Source organism: Streptococcus sp. 3109, assembly GCF_013276905.1.
GTDB lineage: Bacteria > Bacillota > Bacilli > Lactobacillales > Streptococcaceae > Streptococcus.
Map to the genome: position 1 here is coordinate 16430 of NZ_VMLY01000006.1, position 22687 is coordinate 39116.

Here is a 22687-nt window from a genome sequence, read left to right on the forward strand (position 1 = left end):
AAAATGATGGAAACATCCATTCATTTTTAATTGCATTCCCAAGCAATTTTTGTTAAGCTAAAAACAAGTACAAATGAAAGCGAGAACAAGATGACACGTTATCAAGACGATTTTTATGATGCTATCAATGGAGAATGGCAGAAAACAGCTGAAATCCCAGCAGATAAGTCTCAAACAGGAGGTTTTGTTGATTTAGACCAGGAAATTGAAGACCTGATGCTGGCGACAACAGACAAGTGGTTGGCAGGAGAAGAGGTGCCTGAGGATGCTATCTTGGCAAACTTTGTCAAATACCACCGCCTAGTTCGTGATTTTGACAAGAGAGAAGCTGATGGTATCACACCTGTCTTACCACTTCTTAAAGAGTTCCAAGAATTAGAGACTTTTGCGGATTTTACAGCTAGACTAGCAGAGTTTGAACTTGCAGGAAAACCTAACTTCCTTCCTTTTGGTGTATCGCCAGACTTTATGGATGCTAGAATCAATGTTCTATGGGCTAGCGCTCCAAGCACGATCCTGCCAGACACAACCTACTATGCAGAAGACCATCCTCAGCGAGAAGAGCTCTTGACTCTTTGGAAAGAAAGCAGCGCAAATCTTCTCAAGGCTTATGATTTCTCTGATGAAGAAATTGAAGACTTGTTAGAGAAAAGACTAGAATTGGACCGTCGAGTTGCGTCAGTAGTGCTCTCTAATGAAGAAAGTTCAGAGTATGCTAAACTCTACCATCCATATGCTTACGAAGATTTCAAGAAATTTGCGCCTGCCCTACCTTTGGATGACTTCTTCCAAGCCGTTCTTGGACAAGTGCCAGACAAGGTTATCGTAGACGAAGAACGTTTCTGGCAATCCGCAGACCAATTCTATAGTGAAGAGGCCTGGCCTCTTCTCAAGGCAACCTTGATTTTGAGTGTTGTCAATCTTTCAACCAGCTATTTAACAGAAGAAATACGTGTCTTGTCAGGTGCCTATAGCCGTGCGCTTTCAGGAGTTCCAGAAGCTAAAGACAAGGTCAAGGCAGCCTACCAGCTAGCACAAGGTCCTTTCAAACAAGCCTTGGGTCTCTGGTATGCCCATGAAAAATTCTCTCCAGAGGCCAAGGCAGACGTAGAGAAAAAAGTGGCAACCATGATTGATGTCTATAAGGAACGCTTGGCTAAAAATGACTGGCTGACTCCTGAAACTCGTGACAAGGCCATCGTCAAACTCAATGTCATCAAGCCTTATATCGGTTACCCAGAAGAATTACCAGAACGCTATAAGGACAAGGTAGTGGATGAAAATGCTAGTCTTTTTGACAATGCTCTAGCCTTTGCGCGTGTGGAAATCAAGCACAGTTGGAGTAAGTGGAATCAGCCTGTAGACTACAAGGAGTGGGGCATGCCTGCTCACATGGTCAATGCCTATTACAATCCACAGAAGAATCTGATTGTCTTCCCAGCGGCTATTTTACAGGCGCCTTTCTATGACTTGCATCAGTCATCTTCTGCTAACTACGGTGGTATTGGTGCAGTTATTGCCCATGAAATTTCTCACGCCTTTGATACCAACGGAGCTTCCTTTGATGAAAATGGTAGCCTCAAGGATTGGTGGACAGAGAGCGACTATGCTGCTTTCAAGGAGAAAACACAAAAAGTTATTGACCAGTTTGATGGACAGGATTCTTATGGAGCAACCATCAACGGTAAATTGACTGTATCAGAAAATGTGGCTGACTTGGGAGGAATCGCTGCAGCGCTTGAAGCTGCTAAGAGAGAACCAGACTTCTCAGCAGAAGAATTCTTCTACAACTTCGGTCGCATCTGGCGCATGAAAGGTCGTCCAGAATTTATGAAACTTTTGGCTAGCGTCGATGTGCACGCGCCAGCCAAACTCCGTGTCAATGTACAAGTACCAAACTTCGATGATTTCTTTACAACCTATGATGTCAAAGAAGGAGACGGTATGTGGCGTTCACCAGAAGCGCGCGTGATTATTTGGTAAGGCAAAAAATTTAGTCATCAGAAAAAAGGCATCCAATCAGGTGTGAAAACCTTGATAGGATGCCTTTTATAGTGGAAAGACTGCTGGATAATGTACTTAAAATGCGATAGTCATTGTCACCATCTTACTAGAAAAAGGGATTGAAGGTCTTTTCATGGGCGATGGTCGTAGCTGGACCATGTCCTGGATAGACATCGTAGTTTGGTAGGGTGAAGAGTTGAGTCTGGATACTATGGAGGAGTTGTTCCATGCTACCAGTTGGAAGGTCGGTCCGTCCGATTGTTTCACGGAAAAGAGCATCACCTGTCAAGACTAGGTGAGCATTAGGAAAGACGATAGAAACACCGCCGATGGAGTGACCTGGTGTTGGCAAGACAGTGAAACGAAATTCCTCCAGTTGGTATTCTTCGTGAAAGACAAAGGTGCGTTCAGCCGGTTTTGCGACCACATCTGCCATATCATCGTGGCGGGGAAGTCCAGAGAGATTGTCGACAGGAGTATAGAGCCAGCTGGCTTCGCTCTCTGCGATATAGACAGGAGGATTGCCAAAAGTCTCGCGAACCAAGTCCAGACTCATGATATGGTCATAATGGGCGTGGGTCAGGAGAATAGCGCAGATCGGTTTGTTGAGGTTCTCGATTGTCTGACGAATGGCTTCCCAATGACTACCAGGATCTACTACGATAAGGTGATTTTCGCCTTCCAGGTAATAGGTGTTTTCATAGGCAACAGGATTGACGGTTTTATGGATTTTCATATTAGCTCCAATCTCAAAGAATGTACTAAATAAGTATAGCACAGTTAGGGAGAATAGGTAAGGATTTAGGATGAACTTAAAAACCAGCATGACTAGATGAAGACAGGCTGGTTATCAATTTATCAATATTGGAGAGGTGTCAATTGCCCTTCATAGGTTGCATAAACTCCGTCATTAGCTTGTTTGATAGATGTGATGTTTAGAGTGCCACCGTAGTTGGCTTCTCGTTTGTCACTATATTCACTATAAGTTATTCTATTGGGCAGGTTCTGGTCGTTAGCATAGTATTGAACGACTGTTTTTTTATAGCCTTGCTGGCTGAATAGGAACAGGCAGCAAACTCCTAACACTAGGAGAGAAAAGATAGAAATAGCAGTTTTTTTCATAGGCGTTCTCCTTATAAACTAAAGGATAAAAGAAAGCATCTTGAGGATTTTTAATTCCAAAATCCAGTCAAGGTACCAGTGTATGTGACACGAGTCCCACCGTTTGATCTTCGTACACTGTCTATTTCAAGTGTTCCTTTGAAGGTTGAGTGGAAACTATCATTATATTCTGAATAGTAGATAGTTGGTGGGATGTAACCATCATCGTTATAGTATTTTGTTACTGTTTTACTATAACGATGAGAATATATACGCTCATAACGAGGACCTTCAAAGTTATTTGTTGTACTAGTTTCAGCAGCAGTGATTGGAACGGTAATAGATAGAGCAGTAGCTCCTAATAGTGTTAGTACAGTTTTTTTCATAGAATACTCCTTTGTAAAACGACGTCATTCAACTATATTGACTTGAATGAAAAGGTGATAAGGATAGGGAGTTAAATTATATTTAGGTTACAATATGGTTTCCGTTCTTCTATCTCTCCTTCTATCACCTAAATAGAAAATCTAACTGTACAATGTATTATAAAAAAATATTTCAGAATTGTCAAGCAATTCTGAAATATTTTTTTCCTATTCTGTTCCAATCTAGTTTTCATATTCTTAAAAAAGTGATAAAATGGTAGGAAGAATTGGAGAGTAGAGATGCCAAAAGAAGTGAATTTAACAGGCGAAGAAGTTGTCGCTTTAACCAAAGAATATTTAACAGAAGAGGATGTCCATTTTGTCCATAAGGCCTTGGTCTATGCGGTGGATTGCCACAGTGGTCAGTATCGCAAATCAGGCGAGCCTTATATCATTCACCCTATCCAAGTGGCAGGTATTTTAGCCAAACTCAAGCTAGATGCTGTAACGGTAGCTTGTGGTTTCTTGCACGATGTGGTGGAGGATACAGATGCGACCTTGGACGATTTGGAAAGAGAGTTTGGTCCTGATGTGCGGGTAATCGTAGATGGGGTTACCAAGCTTGGTAAGGTCGAGTACAAATCAATCGAGGAGCAATTAGCGGAAAATCATCGTAAGATGCTCATGGCCATGTCTGAGGACATCCGTGTTATCTTGGTTAAACTGTCTGACCGTTTGCACAATATGCGGACCCTAAAGCACCTTCGAAAAGACAAGCAGGAGCGCATTTCCAAAGAAACCATGGAAATCTATGCCCCACTTGCCCACCGTCTGGGGATTTCCAGTGTCAAATGGGAATTGGAAGACCTGTCTTTCCGTTATCTCAATCCAACGGAGTTTTACAAGATTACCCATATGATGAAGGAAAAGCGCAGGGAGCGTGAAGCCTTGGTGGATGAGGTGGTCACAAAATTAGAGGAATATACGACAGATCGTCACCTAAAAGGGAAGATTTACGGTCGTCCCAAGCATATTTACTCGATTTTCCGCAAAATGCAGGACAAGAGAAAACGGTTTGAGGAAATCTATGACCTGATTGCCATTCGTTGTATTTTAGACACCCAAAGTGATGTTTACGCCATGTTGGGTTATGTGCATGAACTTTGGAAACCGATGCCTGGTCGTTTCAAAGACTATATCGCTAACCGCAAGGCCAATGGTTACCAGTCTATCCATACGACAGTTTATGGGCCAAAAGGACCGATTGAGTTCCAAATTCGGACCAAGGCCATGCACGAGGTGGCTGAGTACGGGGTTGCGGCTCACTGGGCTTATAAGAAAGGCGTTAAGGGGCAGGTTAACAGCAAGGAATCTGCTATTGGGATGAACTGGATCAAGGAGATGATGGAGCTCCAAGACCAGGCTGATGATGCCAAGGAATTTGTGGACTCTGTCAAGGAAAACTATCTGGCTGAGGAGATTTACGTCTTTACCCCAGATGGAGCTGTCCGTTCTCTTCCCAAAGATTCAGGACCGATTGACTTTGCCTATGAAATCCATACCAAGGTTGGTGAAAAAGCGACTGGTGCCAAGGTCAATGGTCGTATGGTTCCTCTGACAACCAAGTTAAAAACTGGGGATCAGGTTGAAATTGTCACCAACCCGAATTCATTTGGTCCTAGCCGTGACTGGCTCAATATGGTCAAGACCAGCAAGGCGCGTAACAAGATTCGTCAGTTCTTTAAAAACCAAGATAAGGAACTGTCAGTCAACAAGGGTCGTGAGATGTTGATGGCCCAGTTCCAAGAAAACGGCTATGTGGCAAATAAATTCATGGACAAGCGCCACATGGACCAAGTTCTACAAAAGACCAGCTACAAGACAGAAGAATCCCTCTTTGCGGCTATTGGTTTTGGAGAAATTGGAGCTATTACTGTCTTTAACCGTCTGACTGAAAAGGAACGTCGTGAGGAAGAACGTGCCAAGGCCAAGGCGGAGGCAGAAGAACTTGTCAAGGGTGGCGAAGTCAAGGTTGAAAACAAAGAAACCCTCAAGGTCAAGCATGAGGGTGGTGTGGTCATTGAAGGTGCCTCAGGTCTCCTAGTGCGGATTGCCAAGTGTTGTAATCCTGTTCCTGGTGACGATATTGTCGGCTATATTACCAAGGGCCGTGGTGTGGCTATTCACCGTGTGGACTGTATGAACCTGCGTGCCCAAGAAAACTACGAGCAACGTCTCCTTGATGTGGAATGGGAAGACCAGTACTCAAACTCAAATAAGGAGTATATGGCCCATATTGATATTTACGGTCTCAACCGTACAGGACTGTTGAACGATGTACTGCAAGTTCTTTCAAACACAACCAAGAATATATCAACAGTCAACGCCCAACCAACTAAGGATATGAAGTTTGCCAATATCCATGTGTCCTTTGGCATTGCCAACCTCTCTACATTGACCACGGTTGTGGACAAGATTAAGAGTGTGCCAGAAGTCTACTCTGTCAAACGGACTAACGGTTAATTGCCCGAGCTCTTACTAGAAAGGCTATTATGAAAATCATTATCCAACGGGTTACAAAAGCCCAAGTGAGTATCGAAGGTCAGATTCAGGGGAAAATCAATCAGGGGCTCTTATTGCTGGTTGGTGTAGGACCAGAGGACCAAGAGGAAGATTTGGACTATGCTGTGAGAAAGCTTGTCAACATGCGGATTTTTTCAGACGCAGAAGGCAAGATGAACCTGTCTGTCAAAGATATTGAAGGAGAACTCCTTTCTATTTCTCAGTTTACCCTCTTTGCGGATACTAAGAAAGGCAATCGTCCAGCCTTTACAGGTGCAGCCAAGCCTGATATGGCATCAGACTTCTATGACGCTTTCAATCAAAAATTAGCGCAAGAAGTACCCGTTCAGACAGGTATCTTTGGAGCGGATATGCAAGTTGAGCTGGTCAATGACGGACCAGTTACCATTATCCTAGATACTAAAAATAGATAAGAAAGACCAAGCCCAGTCGGCTTGGTTTTTCTCATCTATCATAAAATACTCCAAAATGAAATCGTTTCTTGATAGGCTTTTGGGAAGTCTCTTTTCAGTCTTTGGCTTATGCGATAGGAAGAGATGAGATGTCCTAGGATTAGGAGAGTTCCCTGAAGGAGAAGTGGCACACCACTCAAACATATCAAGGAGACAATCATCAGGCTATCCCATAGAAGGATTTGTAAGGCAAAATGCCAGAATTTTGGTCTAATCTGGGAATAGAGGTGACTAAAGTGGTCACAAAGCTGGTTTGAAAGATAGGCCAATAGCACAGGGTGAAAGAAAATGAGCCAACCACTATAAATTAAAATCCAATCCCAAGTGAGCCCCTCTTTAAATGTCAAAAATGCCAGCATAATTCCATCGATGGCAAGGAGCTCAATGGTTTTGATGAAGATGATTTTTTTCATGCTAAAACCTCCTTTTTTCATCTGTTAGTGACGTAATATTGAATATAATTATTATACAATATTTAGTTGGAGTGTGAAAGCGTTTACTATCTTTTTTCTTTGAAACAAAGTATAAATTTCTAATTATCTTTTTATATTTTCTTAAATGCTCGTAAAGCCTTATTCTATGTGCTTTCGAGTATTTTTACTGTAGGAAGATACTTCACGTTTCTTTGCATATTTCCTCATGTCTTAGCTGTCAGAAGTGGTAAATAAGTAGTAAATTCATTTGTACTACTAAGCAACAAGACGCTCCTGTTGCTTCTCTTTATTCAAGCGTTTCATTTCTGCCATTGCAGAATCGAATGTTGCATGTGCGTAATAGTTCAGCGTCATGGCTATATTAGCATGTCCCATAATGTACTGTAATGCCTTTGGATTCATTCCTGCATTTGCATAGTTGGTACAGAATGTATGTCGCAAACTATGTGGAGTGATGTGTGGCAATTTATCCTCGTTATACTTATTGTATTTCTTAACAAGACCTTTCATCATGCCGTTGTAATCACTTGCCACTTTTGGATAGTTCTTTCTATTAAGAAAGAGGAAATCACTATATCCATCAATCTCAACACGCTTATCATTCTTTCGATTCGCTAACACTCGCTTAAATGCTTGATAGGCTTCTTCAACCATAGGAACTTGACGTTCGCCACTTTTGGTCTTTGGTGTTTCAATGTAGTACCCAATTTCAGTATCTCTCAATAGCTGATGGTCTATATTGACAAGACGATTCTCAAAATCTAAATCTGGAAGTGTCAAACCACCAAACTCTGAAATACGAAGACCTGTTTTTAAGAGTATCAGAATTTCATCATAATTTTTGCTGTAGGTTTTATCAGCTTTTGCAAAGGCTAACAGTTTTTCTTCCTGTTCTTCTGTTAGTACGGTCTTAGGGACAGTATCATCATCAAGAACTGCTTTCAGTTGAAAGTCAAATGGATTCTTCCGAACACAATCATCTTGTATAGCAATATAGAATGAAGCCTTTAAAGAACGTTTGTAGTTATTGATGGTTTGATAAGCATAACCATTTTCACTCATTCTAATAGCCCATTCTTTAGCGTCTGATGGCTTAATACTGTCAATACTTCTTACACCTAACTTGTCTTTCTTCAAAATATCCATAAGATATTTGCGTCCAGTTTCAGTGTTTTTTCTAACCTTTGGTCTTTGAGCGTTCTGTTTTGCGTAAAGCTGGCAGAGTGTCATTTTCTTTCCTACAACATCAATACCATCATGAATGTCTTTCTGTAACTCTGCGATTTTCTCTCTAAGTGAGATACAATCACGCTTTCCTGCTGGTACTCGGTCTGTAGCCACAAGTTTCCACGAGTAAACAAATTGCGGTTCTCCAAATGAATCTATATATTTGTATAAGTATCTTCCGTCTTTTCGTTGGCTCTCTCCAGTCTTTAAGATTCGACCTTTATTGTCACGTCTTTTTTCTGACATGGCATTTGCTCCTTTCCTTTATGGAAAGAGCCTTGATACGACTTAATACTATTTTATCATATACAAGACCCTTTGGCGACGCTAGATTGCGTCCAATGTATCTATAATTTTTTCAAATTGTTTTCGTTTAATCTGAATACGATTGCCATTCATAATCAGCCAATTTGCATTTTTATTTTCCTCTGCCAAGCGTCGTAGCTTGTTTTCGCCAATACGAAAATATTTTGACGCTTCTTCAATGGTTAGGGTATAACGTTCCCAAATAGGAATGTCAGTCTGCTTCATAAAATCCTCCTTTCCAAATCACTTATTTGGATTTCATAAAAGTTGTTTTACCAGCAATCGAACAGCTTTAGCAAAGCTCACGGGAGTTCCACCCCTGCATGGTTCTCATGTAGCCATACTCATTGCCTGCGACGGTTTTATCACGCTCGGACTATTGACTGTATGGGAGTATCATTATCACGATAAGAATGTCGTTGCAGGCAATCCTGCTAAAGATTGCTTCTCGGATCACTAACATGAATCGCTCGCTATCTTTATAAGATAGGTCATGGCGGTTAGTTCCGTTGGCTCTTTTCTTATCGAAACGTATTCGATTACTTTTATTCAGTTTTCAAAGAACAATGGCTCGTTAGCCTATCAAAACACATTGAAAGCTCAATATGCTTTGGTGGAATAACAAACCTCCCTGTTCGGGAAGCGTGGAATGGTTTAGCACGCTTCCACGAAAGGAGAGAGGATATTACTTAATTTCAAATGACAAAATCTTTGTAATCAGTCTGGTTTCCATTCTTCCACGTAAGACTTCATCAACGACCATACTTTGATTGCCATATTCATCTTTCATAAGTCGTAGGGAACGCTTCGTTATGTACCCTCTGTAATGATGTAGAATCTGGTTAATCGCTTCGGTATCGCCATCTGTTGCCTTTACAATGAGAGGAAAGGGAATCATAGGATATTGTGTTTTCATTCTTCAAATTCCTCCATAAACTTTTTAATTAAGGCTAGTCCACTGGTTCTATGCCGATAGACAGTAGAACGGTTCAATTTCAACAGGTCTGCAATTTCTGAATCGCTCATGTCCATAAAGTAAAACAGCAGTAGAATTTCACGTTTCTTGTCTGGCAACTCACGTAATGCTTCACTCAACAAATCATTTTCAACGCCTACTGATAACCCATTGAGTGTAAAAATCTGAAAGTCAGTTGAATAGTTATCTGTTGTCGCAAACTGGCTAACAAGATAATCGCCAACATCCGAAAAGGACACCTCACGCTTTGCAATCCTTGAAAGATAAAGCATATAATTCTTTCGCTCGTCTTCCATAGCACGTTTACAGATATAGTCAAACTGATTTTCTATTGTGGTCTGAAAAGAAGATGGTTTCATGTTTCTCACCCCCTTTCTGTCTAGGAAAGGAAGTGAGCCTTGCTCGTTTATCTCCTTTCACTCTTAGTCCCAATGTGAAAGGGGGATTTGTTGCATTACTGATAAATAAACTTTGTAAAAAAGTTCTGAATAGCCAAAAAAGCATATAAACAGATTTATTTCTCTGTTTACATGCTTCTGTTATTCTATCTATATGATTTATAAAACCACATTGGTGGACGTACTTATCTATTGCAGATAGACGACTTTTTTTGACAAGAACCCAATGTAAGGAAATTTATTGTATATGATGTACTTCATGGCGACGTTGACCTCCAACAAACCGCCATTTGGAAGTAATATACAATATTTTAACAGCGTAAATAGCACTACCATATAACGGTTTTTTTTATTGGCGTTTAGTAGTGCTTTTTATTAAATATAAACCTATAAACCATATAACACGTTTTTCTATACCTGTTTTTAATTCAGTAGGAACAATAAAATGTATAGAGGTGGTCTACTATGCGTAAAAAAGAAGATAAATATGATTTTAGAGCCTTTGGTTTAGCCATTAAAGAAGCTCGATTGAAACGAGGTTTAACTCGTGAACAAGTGGGAGCATTGATTGAAATTGACCCACGGTACTTAACTAATATTGAAAATAAAGGGCAACACCCCAGCATACAAGTTCTTTATGACCTTGTATCGTTACTTCATGTTTCCGTTGATGAATTTTTCTTACCTGGGGTCCCGAGCGCTTAGTGGGAATTTGTATCGATAAGGGGTACAAATTCCCACTAAACCAATGTTTCAAGGCCTATTTATTTTTTATATTCAATTCTCTTAAGTGTTTAGGAATAGATAACAAGTCAAATTTATACTCTCCAAGAAAAGTGATATGCTCCCAATTAATAGGAGATACATGCTTCATATACTTAGTTACTTCGGGATCTATTTTGACGAGATAATTATAAGCTGCTTGTAAGTAGACGGCGTTCCATATACTTATTGCATTTATTAACACATTAAGCGCACTAGCACTTTGAAGTTGTCGGCGAATATCGCGCTCCATAAATTTTCCGCGTCGCCCAAAAAATAGTTCTCTAGCTAAAGCATTAATCGCTTCTGTCTTATTTAGTCCATGAGTGATCCTTCGCCGTAGCTCACTATCTGTAATATAATCTATCATAAAAATGCTCTTTTCAATGCGACCTAGTTCTCTCAGTGCAAGAGCTACTCTATTCTTACGTGCGTATGAGCCTAGCTTTCCTAATAGTAAAGAACTAGATACTTTTCCTGTTTGAATCGAATAGGCGATTCGTTTAATTTCATCATAGTTTTCTTCAATAATTTTTACATTGATTTTTCCGCTTATATCTTCTGATAAGTTAGGGTAGTAGGAAGGTGATTTGATAGAAAATAATTGTGATTTTTTTATATTTCTGATGCGAGGTTCAAAATCAAAGCCTAGTAATGCGGTCATTCCAAACACCTGATCAGAATACCCATTTGTATCAGTAAAATGTTCCTCAATATCTAGATCTGTTTCATGATAAAGTAGGCCATCAAGGGTATGAGTAGCTTCCCTTGTATTAGTTGAAGCAACCTCGATATGATGAGTCGTATGCCTATCATTTATTGATCGAATCATTGTAGCTCCTTTTTCCATACTTTTGTAATGTGGATTAACATCGGATTTTAGAGCTGAGACGCCCACTGGGACGCGCATTCCGTCTGAAGCAGTGGTTTTTCCTTCACCCCAAAAGTCTGCAACAGGAAGCTTTAACTGATAATTAACCAAAACAGATTGAGCACGAGTCAGAGCTTCTTTATAAAAGCGCCATTGTTTGGCATTGGCTAACTGAGAATAAGAAATTCCAGGAGTTGATTGGGCCATTTTTTCAAGACCAATATTCATCCCTAAACCCAGCAAAGCAGCAAAAATAATTTTTCTTTCTTGTTCACTCGGCGGTTTCCCTGTAGAATCATGACTAAATTCTTGTGAAAAGTTGGTCCAACTGTCCACCTCAATTAAAAGATCACTAAGCCTTATCTTAGGAATTATTGAATAAAGTTTTTTTCTATATATTTCTGCTTCGCTAGGTGTAACTTTTTCCAACTTTTTAAGGTTTGCTCTTGAAATTCTCTTATCAACTGTCGAATAAAATTGAAGCTGTAAATCTAAAATTATTTCCCGATCCTTTAAATAGTCCTCAAACGTGTCTGGAATAGTTTCTGAATCAATACAAGCAGATAAATCAACTAAGTAATCATCAATATTTCGATGGATCATACTTCCTTCAACTGAAATATCTCCTGATCGAATATTGTTCTTTAGCTCGGTGAAAGCTACTAACTCATAGTAAGACCGATCTATTTTCCCCTCTTCTGGCCGAACAAGGCTTTTCCATTTTTTACTCACAAAATCAGTAGAAGTATCTGCCGGTATTTTTCTTTTACCACTATTGTGTAAATCAGTTAGTTGAGTTAGGGCCATGAGGACTGGATTTGCTGCCGGAGTTGCTTTGAACGAAAGGGTCCTCAATAACATTGGCGTGTATCTTCGGAGGTAATTAGCTTTATTTCGAACCATTTCTAAATAGCCATGATTTTTATTACCTGTAATTTTTTTAGCTTCTTCTCCATCTTGTACTAAATCTTCCCAAGGCATGATTCGTTCAATTTCGTCAAAAGGATTACTATCATTATCTTTTGCAAAGTGAAGAGCATCAATTAAAGAAGCATAATGTTCCAATTTTTTAGTAGCCAATTTTCCTTTTTCTTTTAACTGTTCTTGTGAATCACGTGTCCCTTTGCGTTTAATACTTGCTAAAATGCGGTCATTAATCTCAATCAGTTGATCGATCAGATATTGATGATGATTGACTAAAAAAGCAATAAGTAAAGAGTATCTTTTTTCAAGCTCAAAACGGGAGAAGTCATATGCATCATAATTTTCCCCTAGTCTAGCTAGCTGAAGAAACCTGTTCCGATTAATATGGGAGACATTAATTGTCCCGAGTCCCATGGAAGCAATCACTTCCACTTTTTTACAAATACTCATAAAGCTTTCTGGATTTGCCTTACCTGGAATGTCTTTTAGCCAAGCGAGTTTAGTTATTTTCGTCTCTTCATAAATTTGAAACAAACTCTCTAGTTTTTCAATTTGTATATCTGTTAATGAACAGAGTAATATTGAAAATAAGTTGTTTTCTGCTTTATCTCGACAGCGGCTTATAATGTCTTCAAGTGTAGCTATAGATGGAAAAATAATTCTTTTTCGAGTTAAGAAATCAATTGTTTTTTTCATTAGATAGATAGAGTCATCATTTTCTAAAGCTAGTTCAATTAAATATTCTATTAACTGTTTTTGTGTATTAGCACTACCGAATCGATGATAGTTGAATACTTCTAAGATCTCGTTGAAGTGATTTGCACGTGTATTTCTATGATCATATGAATTTAAATCAATTGCATCAAGATGGAGCTGTCGACTCACATAAGAAGTTAGTCTGGTTGATTTAATCGGCCAATTACTTAAAGAACACCCAGGATACCGGGCCAAACAAAGTTGTATCGCAAATCCTAGTTTATTGACCTTTCCACGGTGTTGATTAATAACCTCCAGATCATAATCAGAAAAACTAAAATACGCTTTAAAATCCTCTTCTGATAAGTGGTCTACAGAAAGAAGTTGTTCACGCTGTGAAGTAGTTAAAATTCTTTTCATAGCCATATCTTAAGCATTCCTTTTATTGAGGTAACGGTAAAAGGTTGTTTTGCTTAATTTAGAGGCATCAAGAATTTGACGAATAGAATACTCTTTGCTGTCATACATTTTTAAAGCTAAATCAATTGATAGCTTACCTTTACTTGGACGGCCCCCTTTTTTTCCTCGGACTCTGGCTGCCTTAAGACCAGAGTTAGTTCGTTCAATAATAATATCCCGTTCCAGTTCTGCTAAACTAGCCATAACTCGGAAAAAGAATCTTCCCATAGACGTTGAAGTATCTACGTTATCTTGAATAGATATAAAATTGACACTAAGTTCTTCAAATAATTCAGAAAGTTCAATCAAATGTTTAGTTGATCGTGAAATTCGATCTAACTTGTAAATGACAACAGAATCTCCTTCACGTAGTAGGTTGATCATTTCTTCTAATTGCGGTCGGTCTTTTTTCGCACCAGTTACTTTTTCTTGAAATAATTTATCAATTCCATAATGAGTAAGTGCATCAATTTGTAAACTAAGATTTTGATCATCCGTACTCACTCGAGCATAGCCAAAAATCATAAAAAAACCTCCTTAATTTTATAATTTAAATGTACCATAACTCATTAAGTATAACTATATAGGAACTATGAAAAAGGAACGGATTTTGGTACTTGATTTACTTAAAAAACATTTAGAAAAAGCAGGAAAATGAAAAGGTACCATAAACGGTCGTTTATGGTACCATTCAAATTTATCCTTATTGTACAAAATAACAGCGAAATTTTTAAATCTATTCCTTATCGATACAAATTCCCCGTAGGCGCTAGGGACCTCTTTAGCTCCTTGGAAGCTGTCAGTAGTATACCTAATAATTTATCTACATTCCCTTTAGTAACGTGTAACTTTCCAAATTTACAAAAGCGACTCATAGAATTATTTCCTCCCGTTAAATAATAGATAACTATTAAAAATAGACAATACTTGCTCATAAGTAACGGTACTTAAATTGTTTACTTTGGCGTGTTTCATTGCTTGATGAAACTGATTTTTAGTAAACAGTTGACGATATTCTCGATTGACCCATTTTGAAACAAAGTACGTATATAGCTTCCAATATTTATCTGGAACATCTGTGGTATGGCGGGTAAGTTTTATTAAGACACTGTTTACTTTTGGTTTAGGATGAAAGCATTCCGCTGGCAGCTTAAGCAATTGCTGAATCGAGACTTGAGTGTGCAAGAGCAACCCTAGTGTTCGGTGAATATCCAAGGTACGCTTGTAGAATCCTTCTTCAACAATCAGATAGATGTCAGACGCATGGCTTTCAAAAACCACTTTTTTAATAATTTGTGTGCTTAAATGGTAAGGAATATTCCCAACAATTTTATACCTCTGTTTGTTAGGGAATTGAAACTGTAGAATATCTTGGTGAATTAAAGTGACACGAATGTTCAGTTTTAATTTTTCTGACGATAAGTTGAATAGATGACTGTCTAATTCAATAGACGTTACCTGTTTACTTATTTTAGCCAGTTTCGTCGTTAAATGCCCTTTACCTGTTCCAATTTCGTAAACGGTATCGGTTTCTTTTAAATTCAATTGTTTTATTATTTGGTTGAGTACTTTTTCACTCGTTAAAAAGTTTTGAGAATATTTTATATTTTTGTTCATGTAATCACTCCTGAAGTGATTACATCTATAAATAAATACAGAAGTTAAACGATTTGTTTGTAATTTTAGTTATCTGTTTAAAAAGTCATAAGATTAGTCACTGGTAGGAATTAATCTAACGTATTTATTTATCTGCGTAATCACTGTTTTTAGTCTGTTTCAAAACAGTAGATGTTTTATCTACATTACGCATTTGGAATACCAACATGACGAATCCCTCCTTCTTAATTACAAATTTTTAGCATCTAATTTAACTTCAATTCCTATTATACAAAATTTTAAGATAATGCACAATCAACACACTCTTAAGTTTGCTTCTAAGTCTTATTTCCATAACTTTAGGGTTAACCATACGCAAGACCAATCACTCTCGGACAATACTCATGATTTTAATGATAAAATCCATGTTAAACCCATAGATAAGAAATACACCTGCAATAACCGTTACCTGTTTGTGCCAATTTAAAAATGCACCACTTTTTTATAATTAAAACGGTTGAAAACTGTACCACTAATAACTCACAATAGAGAGATGTCACCGTCAAGTTAAATGTACAAAATAACAGCGAAATTTTTAAATCTATTTCTTATCGATACAAATTCCTCGTAGGCGCTCGGGACCCCTACCTGCTAATAACTTGGTAAAAAGCACCCGACGATTACAGATAGAGAAATACATGGATAGCTTTACAGACAAAGAACTATCCTTAATGGAATCTTTAGCCAGCGGTATCAACGAAGCAAGAAACATCGAAGACTAATTAAAAGAATCCATACATAACGGAAAGAGCCGATAAAATGAGATTGTATTAATCTCATTTTATCGGCTCTGCGTCTTTGCGTCTGGCTCTGTAATCACAGTTACTTTGAACTGCTTTATTTCAATTAAATTTTCTTGTCTGCATTTCGGACAATAGAGGGGGAATTTTTTTAATTCAGTATCTTCCCTTATCTTTAATCGTGTTTTATTTCCACATACAGGACACAATATCCACTTGTAGTTTATAATAACTATCTCCTCCTTTACACTTTAATTCAAATCTTTATTAAAAAATATTTCATCTTATTTAACAAGAAACCATATTTATATAACAACATAAAATACACTAAGTTATTTTATTGAACATATATCGTACTTTATCTATCCGACTATTTGGACGACGGGGCTGGCAAACAGGTTCACCGGTAGTAACATGGTACCCTTTTAACTCTGTTAAACAAACACTACGTCCATTTGTAAAGAAAGTTAAATCACTACGATATTCTTGAATACACCGAGCAGGGATTTCTCCACTAAGAATGACCTCATTATTTTTCAATTGAGTGTCTACGATGTTCGCACAATATTTAGGAGCATCGTTGTATGCTCGTGAAAGATATTCCTGTGGCGCATAAATTTTAAAACTAAGATATGGCTCTAACAATTCTGTTCCAGCTTTTTTTAAGACTTGTTCCAATACAATAGGAGCAAGCATCCGAAAATCTGCTGGAGTACTAACAGGGCTATAGTATAAACCGTACTTAAAACAGATTTTACAATCCGTCACATTCCAACCATATAATCCTTGTTCGCAACCATAGCGTATCCCTTCCATAACTGCATTTTGAAATGATTGATTTAAGTATCCAAGAGAAACCGAGCTCTCATACTGCATTCCACTTCCCAACGGAAGCGGTGATACAGATAAACCAATGGAAGCCCAGAAAGGATTTGGCGGCACTTCGATGTGAATGGTATATTCTGCATTTTTTAACGGTCTCTCCATATAAATGACTGTAGGCTCTTTTAGTTCTATCTCCACATGATACTTTTCTTGCAACAGTGCACTAATCACTTCCATTTGTACTTTCCCTAAGAAAGAAAGTATAATTTCATGTGTCGTAGAATCCACGTAATATCGTAGAAGCGGATCACTATCTGAGATTTCCAAAAGGGCATCAAGCAACATTTCTCTCTGTTCAGGTTTACTCGGTTCAACAGTTGTTTGTAGTAGAGGGTGCGGATTTTCAATCTTTTTTCTCTGTGGCAATAGTTTTGTATCTCCAAGAACACTATTTAACTTCAAAAACTCATTCTGCAAAATAACAATTTCCCCGGAATAAGCCTTATCAATTTTACATAATTCACCATTTATTGAAGTATACATTTCTGTAATTTTTATTTTTTCCTTTTCCGATATTCTAACCGAATCTCGCAAATGCAGTACGCCACTATAAAGACGTATATATGCAAGACGCTGTCTTTTTTCCGAATACTCAATTTTGAAAACTTTTCCGCAAAGTTCAGACTGACCTCGATGTGTTGATGAATAAAATTTATTCGTAATCACTTCTATAAGGTTATCAATCCCTATATTGTTTTTTGCACTTCCGTGATAAACAGGGAACAGAGAACAATTCTGAAATCTTATGCTTTCCTCTTGTTCGAGTTCCAATGCTTCTAATGATTTACCGGACATATATTTCTCTAAAAGGTCATCGTTTCCCTCTATTACCGTATCCCATTGTTCAGATTCGGTAAAGTTCGTCACACACATATTAGGATACAGTTCTACCTTCTGTTTGATTACAATTTCGGCAGAAAGTTTCTCTTTAATATCCTGATAAACCGTTGATAAATCAATTCCATTTTGGTCAATCTTATTGATAAAAAAGATTGTGGGAATCCCCATTTTCCTAAGTGCATGAAATAATATACGAGTTTGTGCTTGTACGCCATCTTTTGCAGAAATCAGTAGAATTGCCCCATCTAAAACTGATAATGAACGATATACTTCTGCTAAGAAATCCATATGTCCTGGCGTGTCTATGATGTTCACCTTCGTATTTTCCCACTGAAAAGAGGTTATTCCTGTCTGAATTGTAATTCCTCTCTGACGTTCTAAAAGCGTATTATCCGTCCTCGTTGTACCTTTGTCCACGCTTCCTAATTCTGTAATCGCTCCACTGTTATATAATAAGCTTTCTGTTAAGGTAGTTTTTCCTGCATCAACATGAGCTAAAACTCCAATATTAATAATTTTCATGTGATTTTCCTCCATTCAAAAACCCAAAAGGGCATAAAAATCCCAGTGATAAATACTTTTATCACTGGGATTTTTATGCATAACCATAGGCATACAAAGCATACAGATATTCTCCGGATACTTTAGAATCACATGATAAAGGTATTCTTAAACTGGGTACAAAAAACTAAGCCCTCCTAAAAAAGGACATCCAATTATTTGTTCCCACTATCAAATTGACAGTTTATTTAAGAATACCTTGCCGCATATTTATTAACTCCTTTTAAATAGATACTTAAATAATAGCACGTAAGAGCATATTTGTCAAGGAATCTCCAATTTTTTATCAAAGAGAGTACGTGATTACAAAATAGCTGTAATAATGTACCAATATTTGTTATTCTATAATCTTCCAATTACTCCCGTTCTTTTCAAGTACCAAATCAAATTGAGATACCTGCGTTGCTTTGGTCTGCTGGTCGATATACTCCACTGTCAGCGATACCGTGACTTGATTATCCTTACGATTGTGAATAGGATTTACCAGTTCTTGAAAGATGTACTCTTTTCCGATTGGTTTTAATATCCCGTCATTCACATAGTAGGAAAGTTCACTGGCTGTCGCTGTAGGATAGAGCTTGAAGAACGTCGTTAAAAACTCATTGATTTCATTGGTTGTAATGGAATCAACCGTCCCCTCACTTTCAATGGCTTTTGGTTTATAACTTGATTTCTTAGGTATGTTGGTAATGGTCGGATTCTTAACCAGTACCATATTTCCAGAACCATCTACATAGACACTCACTATATAAGCAGAGTGGACGGTCTTTGTATTTTCTCCCTCTGTAATGAGCTGGTCTACACTGTAGGTTACATTAAACTCATTGTCGCCAGTTGGCTCTACCGTCCATATCTGAAATCCTCTTACAGAAGACGATACAGGAATATCTTTGCGTACTGTATCAACATTGAGAGCTTGAAGTTCATCTGTCAGATAGCCTTTTAGACTTTCCATTCGATTATCAATGGACTTATCGGATTGCTCCCATGAATAGTAGACTTTCGCAAAGTTCTCTACAAAATTTTCTACATGATGAGTATCAACGTATTCCTTTTCTATGATAGTTGTTTCGTGAATAGTATGAGTATCTATAGCTGTAAAGTGCTTGAATATCGCAAAGCTGAAACTAAGCCCTAAAAGTACCCACAAGGCAATCACAACCTTTTTATGAGGATTGACCTTATAGTAGACACGAGGTTTCTTTTCCTTTGGTATCTGTTTTTCTTTATTCTGATTTTTTCTAAATTTCATCATTAAATCTTCCTTTCTCATTGTTTGATTCGTCCTGCTCCCACTAAATGCTGTTGCCAGTAGGGGCTTGTTAAGTCGGCATAACCGATTGGGTCGCCTGCATGAAACATACGGTTATTGCCAAGGTATATCCCAACATGAGTAATATAAGAGCCAGCGTTATAGGTAGAATGAAAGAAAACCAAATCGCCAGCTTGTGCTTCCGATAGTGGGATATGCTGGGTCACATCATATTGCTGTTGTGCGGTTCGTGGTAAGTTAATTCCAGCTTTTCCATACGTCCATTGTGTCAGTCCGCTACAATCAAAAGAAGTAGTCGGGGAAGCTCCACCGTAAACGTATCGCCAGCCCTCATATTTCAGTGCTTCGTCCATGATGGCTTGTACCGTATCATCATCAAACTCTGTTGTGACAAGATACTGCGTTACCAGTTGCACATAAAACATATTGCCATAGTTGTATCGCCAGCCCCCATTGATAGGTATGGCTATGGGATTGGGGTAAGACACTTTTTCGCCACCTGAATACTCTTTTGAGAAACTTTGAGCCAGTTCAAAGGTATATTTATTTCCACGATTAGCCACATACCCTAAGAAACCACCACCATAATTGTAGGACTGGATAACCGATTCTAAATCTACACTGAGCCTTTCGCTACTGGCTAATAATTCACTGAAATACTTCACACCTTGCTTAATGGATTCTTCTGTACTCAATGAATTAGGTGGAAGACCGAGGGATTCCGAGGACTGCATAACATCTTCCGCAGTACCGCCCGATTCCACCTGTATAATCGCAAGAAGTATGTTGACATATTCTTCAACGCCATATTCTTTGGCATATTTTTCTACCATAGGCTTATGAGCCAGCACTTCTGCGGAAACATTCACACCTCCATAATGAATATTGGAAATTCCGCTGTCCTGTTCATCTGAAAATAAAATGGCAACAAACAGAAGCAGTGAGAAGACCATCAAGAATAATCCAGAACCACCAATCACTAAAGTTTTCAACTTCATGGTTTCTTACCGACTTTCTTAATGGTGGCGGTTTTGATTGGTGGTCTACTTCTTGTATTTTGTAGTGGTACTCTTTGAACAGTAGACGGACGTTCTTTTGTGATTGGACGTTGTGAAGTTCTATCTGCTGTAGTGGTTGAAGTTGCTGGCTTTTGAACGATTTTTTCTTGAACGGTATTGCCTTGGCGTTCCACTTTTGGACTTGAAAAATCGGACTTAACTGCTGGACGCTCTTGTTTGGCTTGTTGAGATTCCTTATATGAAGTCTGAATATTAGACTGTTTTGAGGTCTGTTCATCATGATATTGTTCTTGTCTTGTAGTCGGTCTTTCATGAACAGAAGAAGCAGGCTGTTTTTTCTGTTTGACCTGTTCCATTTCAGAGCGACGCTTCGCAATGGTTTTTCGCCTTTGTTCCTGCTGTTCCTTGCGTCCACTGGCTCTGTCCGCTTTGGTTTGAGAAATACTACTGGTTAAATCACGGACATTCTCTTTTACTTTGGATTTTCCTTGATATACTGCATATCTTGCATTGGTCGGCAAATCTTTAACCTGTTCTTTCAAACCACTAGCAGTGTCTACCATTCTGTCTTTGGTATCAGCTACTGTACCGATGGTTTGACCGATACGTTTTCCAAGTGTTGATTTTTCCTTTCCGTCTGGTCGGGAGTGATCTGCTTGTGTCCTTGCAGAACTCCCCGAACCCGACTGTCCTTTTTTACCTGTAACAATGGCAGACCCAGCCCCTAGAGTAGTCATGGAACGTCCAAGTTTCCGCTGTAGACGGTGCATGTGAGCGTGCATAAGCATACGAGGTTTTCTCATCACACGACTTCCCACACTTTGAGAATCGTTACTCTGTAGAGAAAACATACTCATTAAATCGCCCAGCTTGAAGTAGATTCCTGCAAAGGTCACAATCTGTAGAAAAGCAATCAAAAAGAACGGATAACCAGCCGATAAGGTATAGAGCATGGTTGAAATACTAAATGCTGTCGTAATAATCAATGTGATTCCAGCTCGTGTCAAAATGGTATTAAAGAGCTTTGTTATGGCTCGTTTTGACATACCATCAAATGATGGAATCATGCTTAAAATAAAGCTCACAGGCAGAAACATAGCATAGATGATAAAAAGTACCTGCGAGAAAATCATGATTCCTGTTAATAGGAATACAAATATGGAAATCCCAATATTGAAGACAAATAGGAAGAAGACTGTACCTAAACGGTTAATGGTCTTTGTAATGGTTAGATTGGTATTGCTTCTGTCTTCAATTTCTTCCGCAACAATTTTTTCTCTGTCTTCGCCATTGTTGGAATCTGGGCTGGTGGAGAGCAGGCTTTCCACACGGTCAATACCGATACTTTCAATGTCTGAACTGTTGTATTGAAGCAGTAGCCACGGTTGCTGAACCTGTATGGAAAACAGGCTATCTCTGATTAAGTCCACGCTGTCCTTGCCTTGACTATCGGAATGGGGCATGACAATCTTCGTGCCAAGTGATAAACTGGCATTACTGATGTCTGATGAAAAGTCATTGATTTTTTTAATGTAGTCGGGAGCGTAGGCAATAAAGGAAGCCGATAGGATAAACACCAGCACAAAATTCATAATGGCATGAATTGCCTTTGTGGTTTCTCTCTTTATCAGTCCCGTATAGGCAACATAAACCCCAAGAACCAAAATCAAGAGTAAGAGGAATCCAACATAGAAACCCTCTGTTGAAAATCCGTTTGCACTCACACCAGCTAAGGTCTGCATATTCTTACCAATGGAATCTGCTGTAGCGGAAATGAAGTCTAAGGAATAGGCTTCCTGTACTAAGTAACCTGTCGCATTGGAAACATACAAACTGATTGTCCAAATAAAATTGGTAATGGCATATAGTCCATACATGACCTGTTTTCCAATCCCGTCCGACCAGTTCCACGGAAGCCAGCCCCAGCTATTATCCACATAAAAATCCAGTTGATAGTTTTCAAGTGGGTATCGGCTGTATTCATTTGCCACATTGACCGTATCATCTACCAAGCCCGCAGCTTGAACCACCGTTCCCAGCATGGCTAAAAGAAAAATGGCAATCACAAGTGTGAAAGCCACTGTCATTGCCACTTTACCTAGACGTTTCAGCGTCCAGTTTGATTTTATTCTGTTTACTATTGATGGTTTCACAT

Annotated in this window: 22 protein-coding genes and 3 pseudogenes; 6 read left to right on the forward strand and 19 right to left on the reverse strand. The window is 38.6% G+C overall.

The window, feature by feature from the left end; all coding sequences use genetic code 11:
* The first annotated feature begins 90 nt into the window (after window positions 1-90).
* Window positions 91-1983, forward strand: a complete 1893-nt coding sequence (pepO, locus tag HT698_RS03455; RefSeq protein ID WP_173219870.1) for an endopeptidase PepO — start codon at window positions 91-93, stop codon at window positions 1981-1983.
* A 127-nt stretch (window positions 1984-2110) separates the two neighbouring features.
* On the opposite strand, the gene HT698_RS03460 is transcribed toward pepO, so the two are convergent.
* From HT698_RS03460 to HT698_RS03470, 3 genes are all read right to left on the reverse strand, one after another.
* A complete protein-coding gene (locus HT698_RS03460) occupies window positions 2111-2740 on the reverse strand; it encodes an MBL fold metallo-hydrolase (RefSeq protein ID WP_173219873.1) in 630 nt (209 codons plus the stop codon).
* Window positions 2741-2862: 122 nt separating this feature from the next.
* Entirely contained in the window at window positions 2863-3090 is a 228-nt protein-coding gene (locus HT698_RS03465) for a hypothetical protein (protein ID WP_316043872.1), read from the reverse strand.
* Between the two features lie 86 nt (window positions 3091-3176).
* Complete coding sequence (locus HT698_RS03470) at window positions 3177-3491, reverse strand: hypothetical protein (protein ID WP_016397434.1); 315 nt, start codon at window positions 3489-3491, stop codon at window positions 3177-3179.
* 279 nt (window positions 3492-3770) lie between these two features.
* On the opposite strand from HT698_RS03470, the gene HT698_RS03475 reads away from it, so the two are divergent.
* Both HT698_RS03475 and dtd read left to right on the forward strand, forming a co-directional pair.
* Complete coding sequence (locus HT698_RS03475) at window positions 3771-5993, forward strand: bifunctional (p)ppGpp synthetase/guanosine-3',5'-bis(diphosphate) 3'-pyrophosphohydrolase (RefSeq protein WP_173219876.1); 2223 nt, start codon at window positions 3771-3773, stop codon at window positions 5991-5993.
* Window positions 5994-6022: 29 nt separating this feature from the next.
* Window positions 6023-6466 (forward strand): D-aminoacyl-tRNA deacylase, encoded by a 444-nt coding sequence (gene dtd / locus HT698_RS03480; RefSeq protein WP_173219879.1) that lies wholly within the window; start codon window positions 6023-6025, stop codon window positions 6464-6466.
* Between the two features lie 38 nt (window positions 6467-6504).
* On the opposite strand, the gene HT698_RS03485 is transcribed toward dtd, so the two are convergent.
* The 3 genes from HT698_RS03485 to HT698_RS03495 form a co-directional block, all read right to left on the reverse strand.
* Window positions 6505-6918 (reverse strand): hypothetical protein, encoded by a 414-nt coding sequence (locus HT698_RS03485; protein ID WP_173264377.1) that lies wholly within the window; start codon window positions 6916-6918, stop codon window positions 6505-6507.
* Window positions 6919-7194: 276 nt separating this feature from the next.
* Entirely contained in the window at window positions 7195-8412 is a 1218-nt protein-coding gene (locus tag HT698_RS03490; RefSeq protein ID WP_001291561.1) for a tyrosine-type recombinase/integrase, read from the reverse strand.
* Window positions 8413-8493: 81 nt separating this feature from the next.
* Window positions 8494-8697 (reverse strand): excisionase, encoded by a 204-nt coding sequence (locus HT698_RS03495; protein ID WP_000814511.1) that lies wholly within the window; start codon window positions 8695-8697, stop codon window positions 8494-8496.
* Here HT698_RS03495 and HT698_RS10280 point away from each other — a divergent pair.
* A complete protein-coding gene (locus HT698_RS10280; RefSeq protein ID WP_001845478.1) occupies window positions 8681-8932 on the forward strand; it encodes a hypothetical protein in 252 nt (83 codons plus the stop codon). The genes HT698_RS03495 and HT698_RS10280 overlap by 17 nt on opposite strands.
* A 225-nt stretch (window positions 8933-9157) precedes the next feature.
* Here the strand turns inward: HT698_RS10280 and HT698_RS03500 are convergent, their stop codons facing one another.
* Entirely contained in the window at window positions 9158-9388 is a 231-nt protein-coding gene (locus tag HT698_RS03500) for a helix-turn-helix domain-containing protein (RefSeq protein WP_000857133.1), read from the reverse strand.
* Complete coding sequence (locus tag HT698_RS03505; protein ID WP_000804885.1) at window positions 9385-9807, reverse strand: sigma-70 family RNA polymerase sigma factor; 423 nt, start codon at window positions 9805-9807, stop codon at window positions 9385-9387. Before HT698_RS03505 ends, HT698_RS03500 begins: the two co-directional genes overlap by 4 nt.
* Before the next feature lie 504 nt (window positions 9808-10311).
* Between HT698_RS03505 and HT698_RS03510 the strand changes: the two are divergent.
* Window positions 10312-10533: pseudogene (locus tag HT698_RS03510) on the forward strand (helix-turn-helix transcriptional regulator); the annotation flags it as partial.
* A 73-nt stretch (window positions 10534-10606) separates the two neighbouring features.
* On the opposite strand, the gene HT698_RS03515 reads toward HT698_RS03510, so the two are convergent.
* The 5 genes and pseudogenes from HT698_RS03515 to HT698_RS10475 all read right to left on the reverse strand — a co-directional run.
* On the reverse strand, window positions 10607-13525 hold the full coding sequence (locus HT698_RS03515) for a Tn3 family transposase (RefSeq protein WP_001240982.1): 2919 nt from the start codon (window positions 13523-13525) through the stop codon (window positions 10607-10609).
* A 3-nt stretch (window positions 13526-13528) separates the two neighbouring features.
* Window positions 13529-14083: a recombinase family protein gene (locus HT698_RS03520; protein ID WP_000576156.1), complete on the reverse strand. Its 555-nt coding sequence runs from the start codon at window positions 14081-14083 to the stop codon at window positions 13529-13531.
* Between the two features lie 354 nt (window positions 14084-14437).
* Entirely contained in the window at window positions 14438-15175 is a 738-nt protein-coding gene (erm(B), locus tag HT698_RS03525; RefSeq protein ID WP_001038790.1) for a 23S rRNA (adenine(2058)-N(6))-methyltransferase Erm(B), read from the reverse strand.
* Between the two features lie 124 nt (window positions 15176-15299).
* Complete coding sequence (locus tag HT698_RS03530) at window positions 15300-15383, reverse strand: 23S rRNA methyltransferase attenuation leader peptide (protein ID WP_001814874.1); 84 nt, start codon at window positions 15381-15383, stop codon at window positions 15300-15302.
* Window positions 15384-15431: 48 nt separating this feature from the next.
* A pseudogene (locus tag HT698_RS10475) lies at window positions 15432-15515 on the reverse strand (MLS leader peptide); the annotation flags it as partial.
* 283 nt (window positions 15516-15798) lie between these two features.
* On the opposite strand from HT698_RS10475, the pseudogene HT698_RS03535 reads away from it, so the two are divergent.
* Window positions 15799-15936: pseudogene (locus tag HT698_RS03535) on the forward strand (XRE family transcriptional regulator); the annotation flags it as partial.
* Between the two features lie 59 nt (window positions 15937-15995).
* Here the strand turns inward: HT698_RS03535 and HT698_RS03540 are convergent.
* The 6 genes from HT698_RS03540 to HT698_RS03565 all read right to left on the reverse strand — a co-directional run bounded on the left by HT698_RS03540 (window position 15996) and on the right by HT698_RS03565 (window position 22685).
* Entirely contained in the window at window positions 15996-16163 is a 168-nt protein-coding gene (locus HT698_RS03540; RefSeq protein WP_000336323.1) for a cysteine-rich KTR domain-containing protein, read from the reverse strand.
* A 118-nt stretch (window positions 16164-16281) separates the two neighbouring features.
* Window positions 16282-18201 (reverse strand): tetracycline resistance ribosomal protection protein Tet(M), encoded by a 1920-nt coding sequence (tet(M), locus tag HT698_RS03545; RefSeq protein WP_002843300.1) that lies wholly within the window; start codon window positions 18199-18201, stop codon window positions 16282-16284.
* Window positions 18202-18216: 15 nt separating this feature from the next.
* On the reverse strand, window positions 18217-18333 hold the full coding sequence (locus tag HT698_RS03550; RefSeq protein ID WP_001814923.1) for a tetracycline resistance determinant leader peptide: 117 nt from the start codon (window positions 18331-18333) through the stop codon (window positions 18217-18219).
* Between the two features lie 244 nt (window positions 18334-18577).
* Window positions 18578-19513: a conjugal transfer protein gene (locus tag HT698_RS03555; RefSeq protein WP_001224320.1), complete on the reverse strand. Its 936-nt coding sequence runs from the start codon at window positions 19511-19513 to the stop codon at window positions 18578-18580.
* Entirely contained in the window at window positions 19510-20511 is a 1002-nt protein-coding gene (locus HT698_RS03560) for a bifunctional lysozyme/C40 family peptidase (protein WP_000769868.1), read from the reverse strand. The genes HT698_RS03555 and HT698_RS03560 overlap by 4 nt, the downstream gene beginning before the upstream one ends.
* Window positions 20508-22685: a hypothetical protein gene (locus HT698_RS03565; RefSeq protein ID WP_050199214.1), complete on the reverse strand. Its 2178-nt coding sequence runs from the start codon at window positions 22683-22685 to the stop codon at window positions 20508-20510. The genes HT698_RS03560 and HT698_RS03565 overlap by 4 nt, the downstream gene beginning before the upstream one ends.
* Window positions 22686-22687 lie beyond the last annotated feature (2 nt).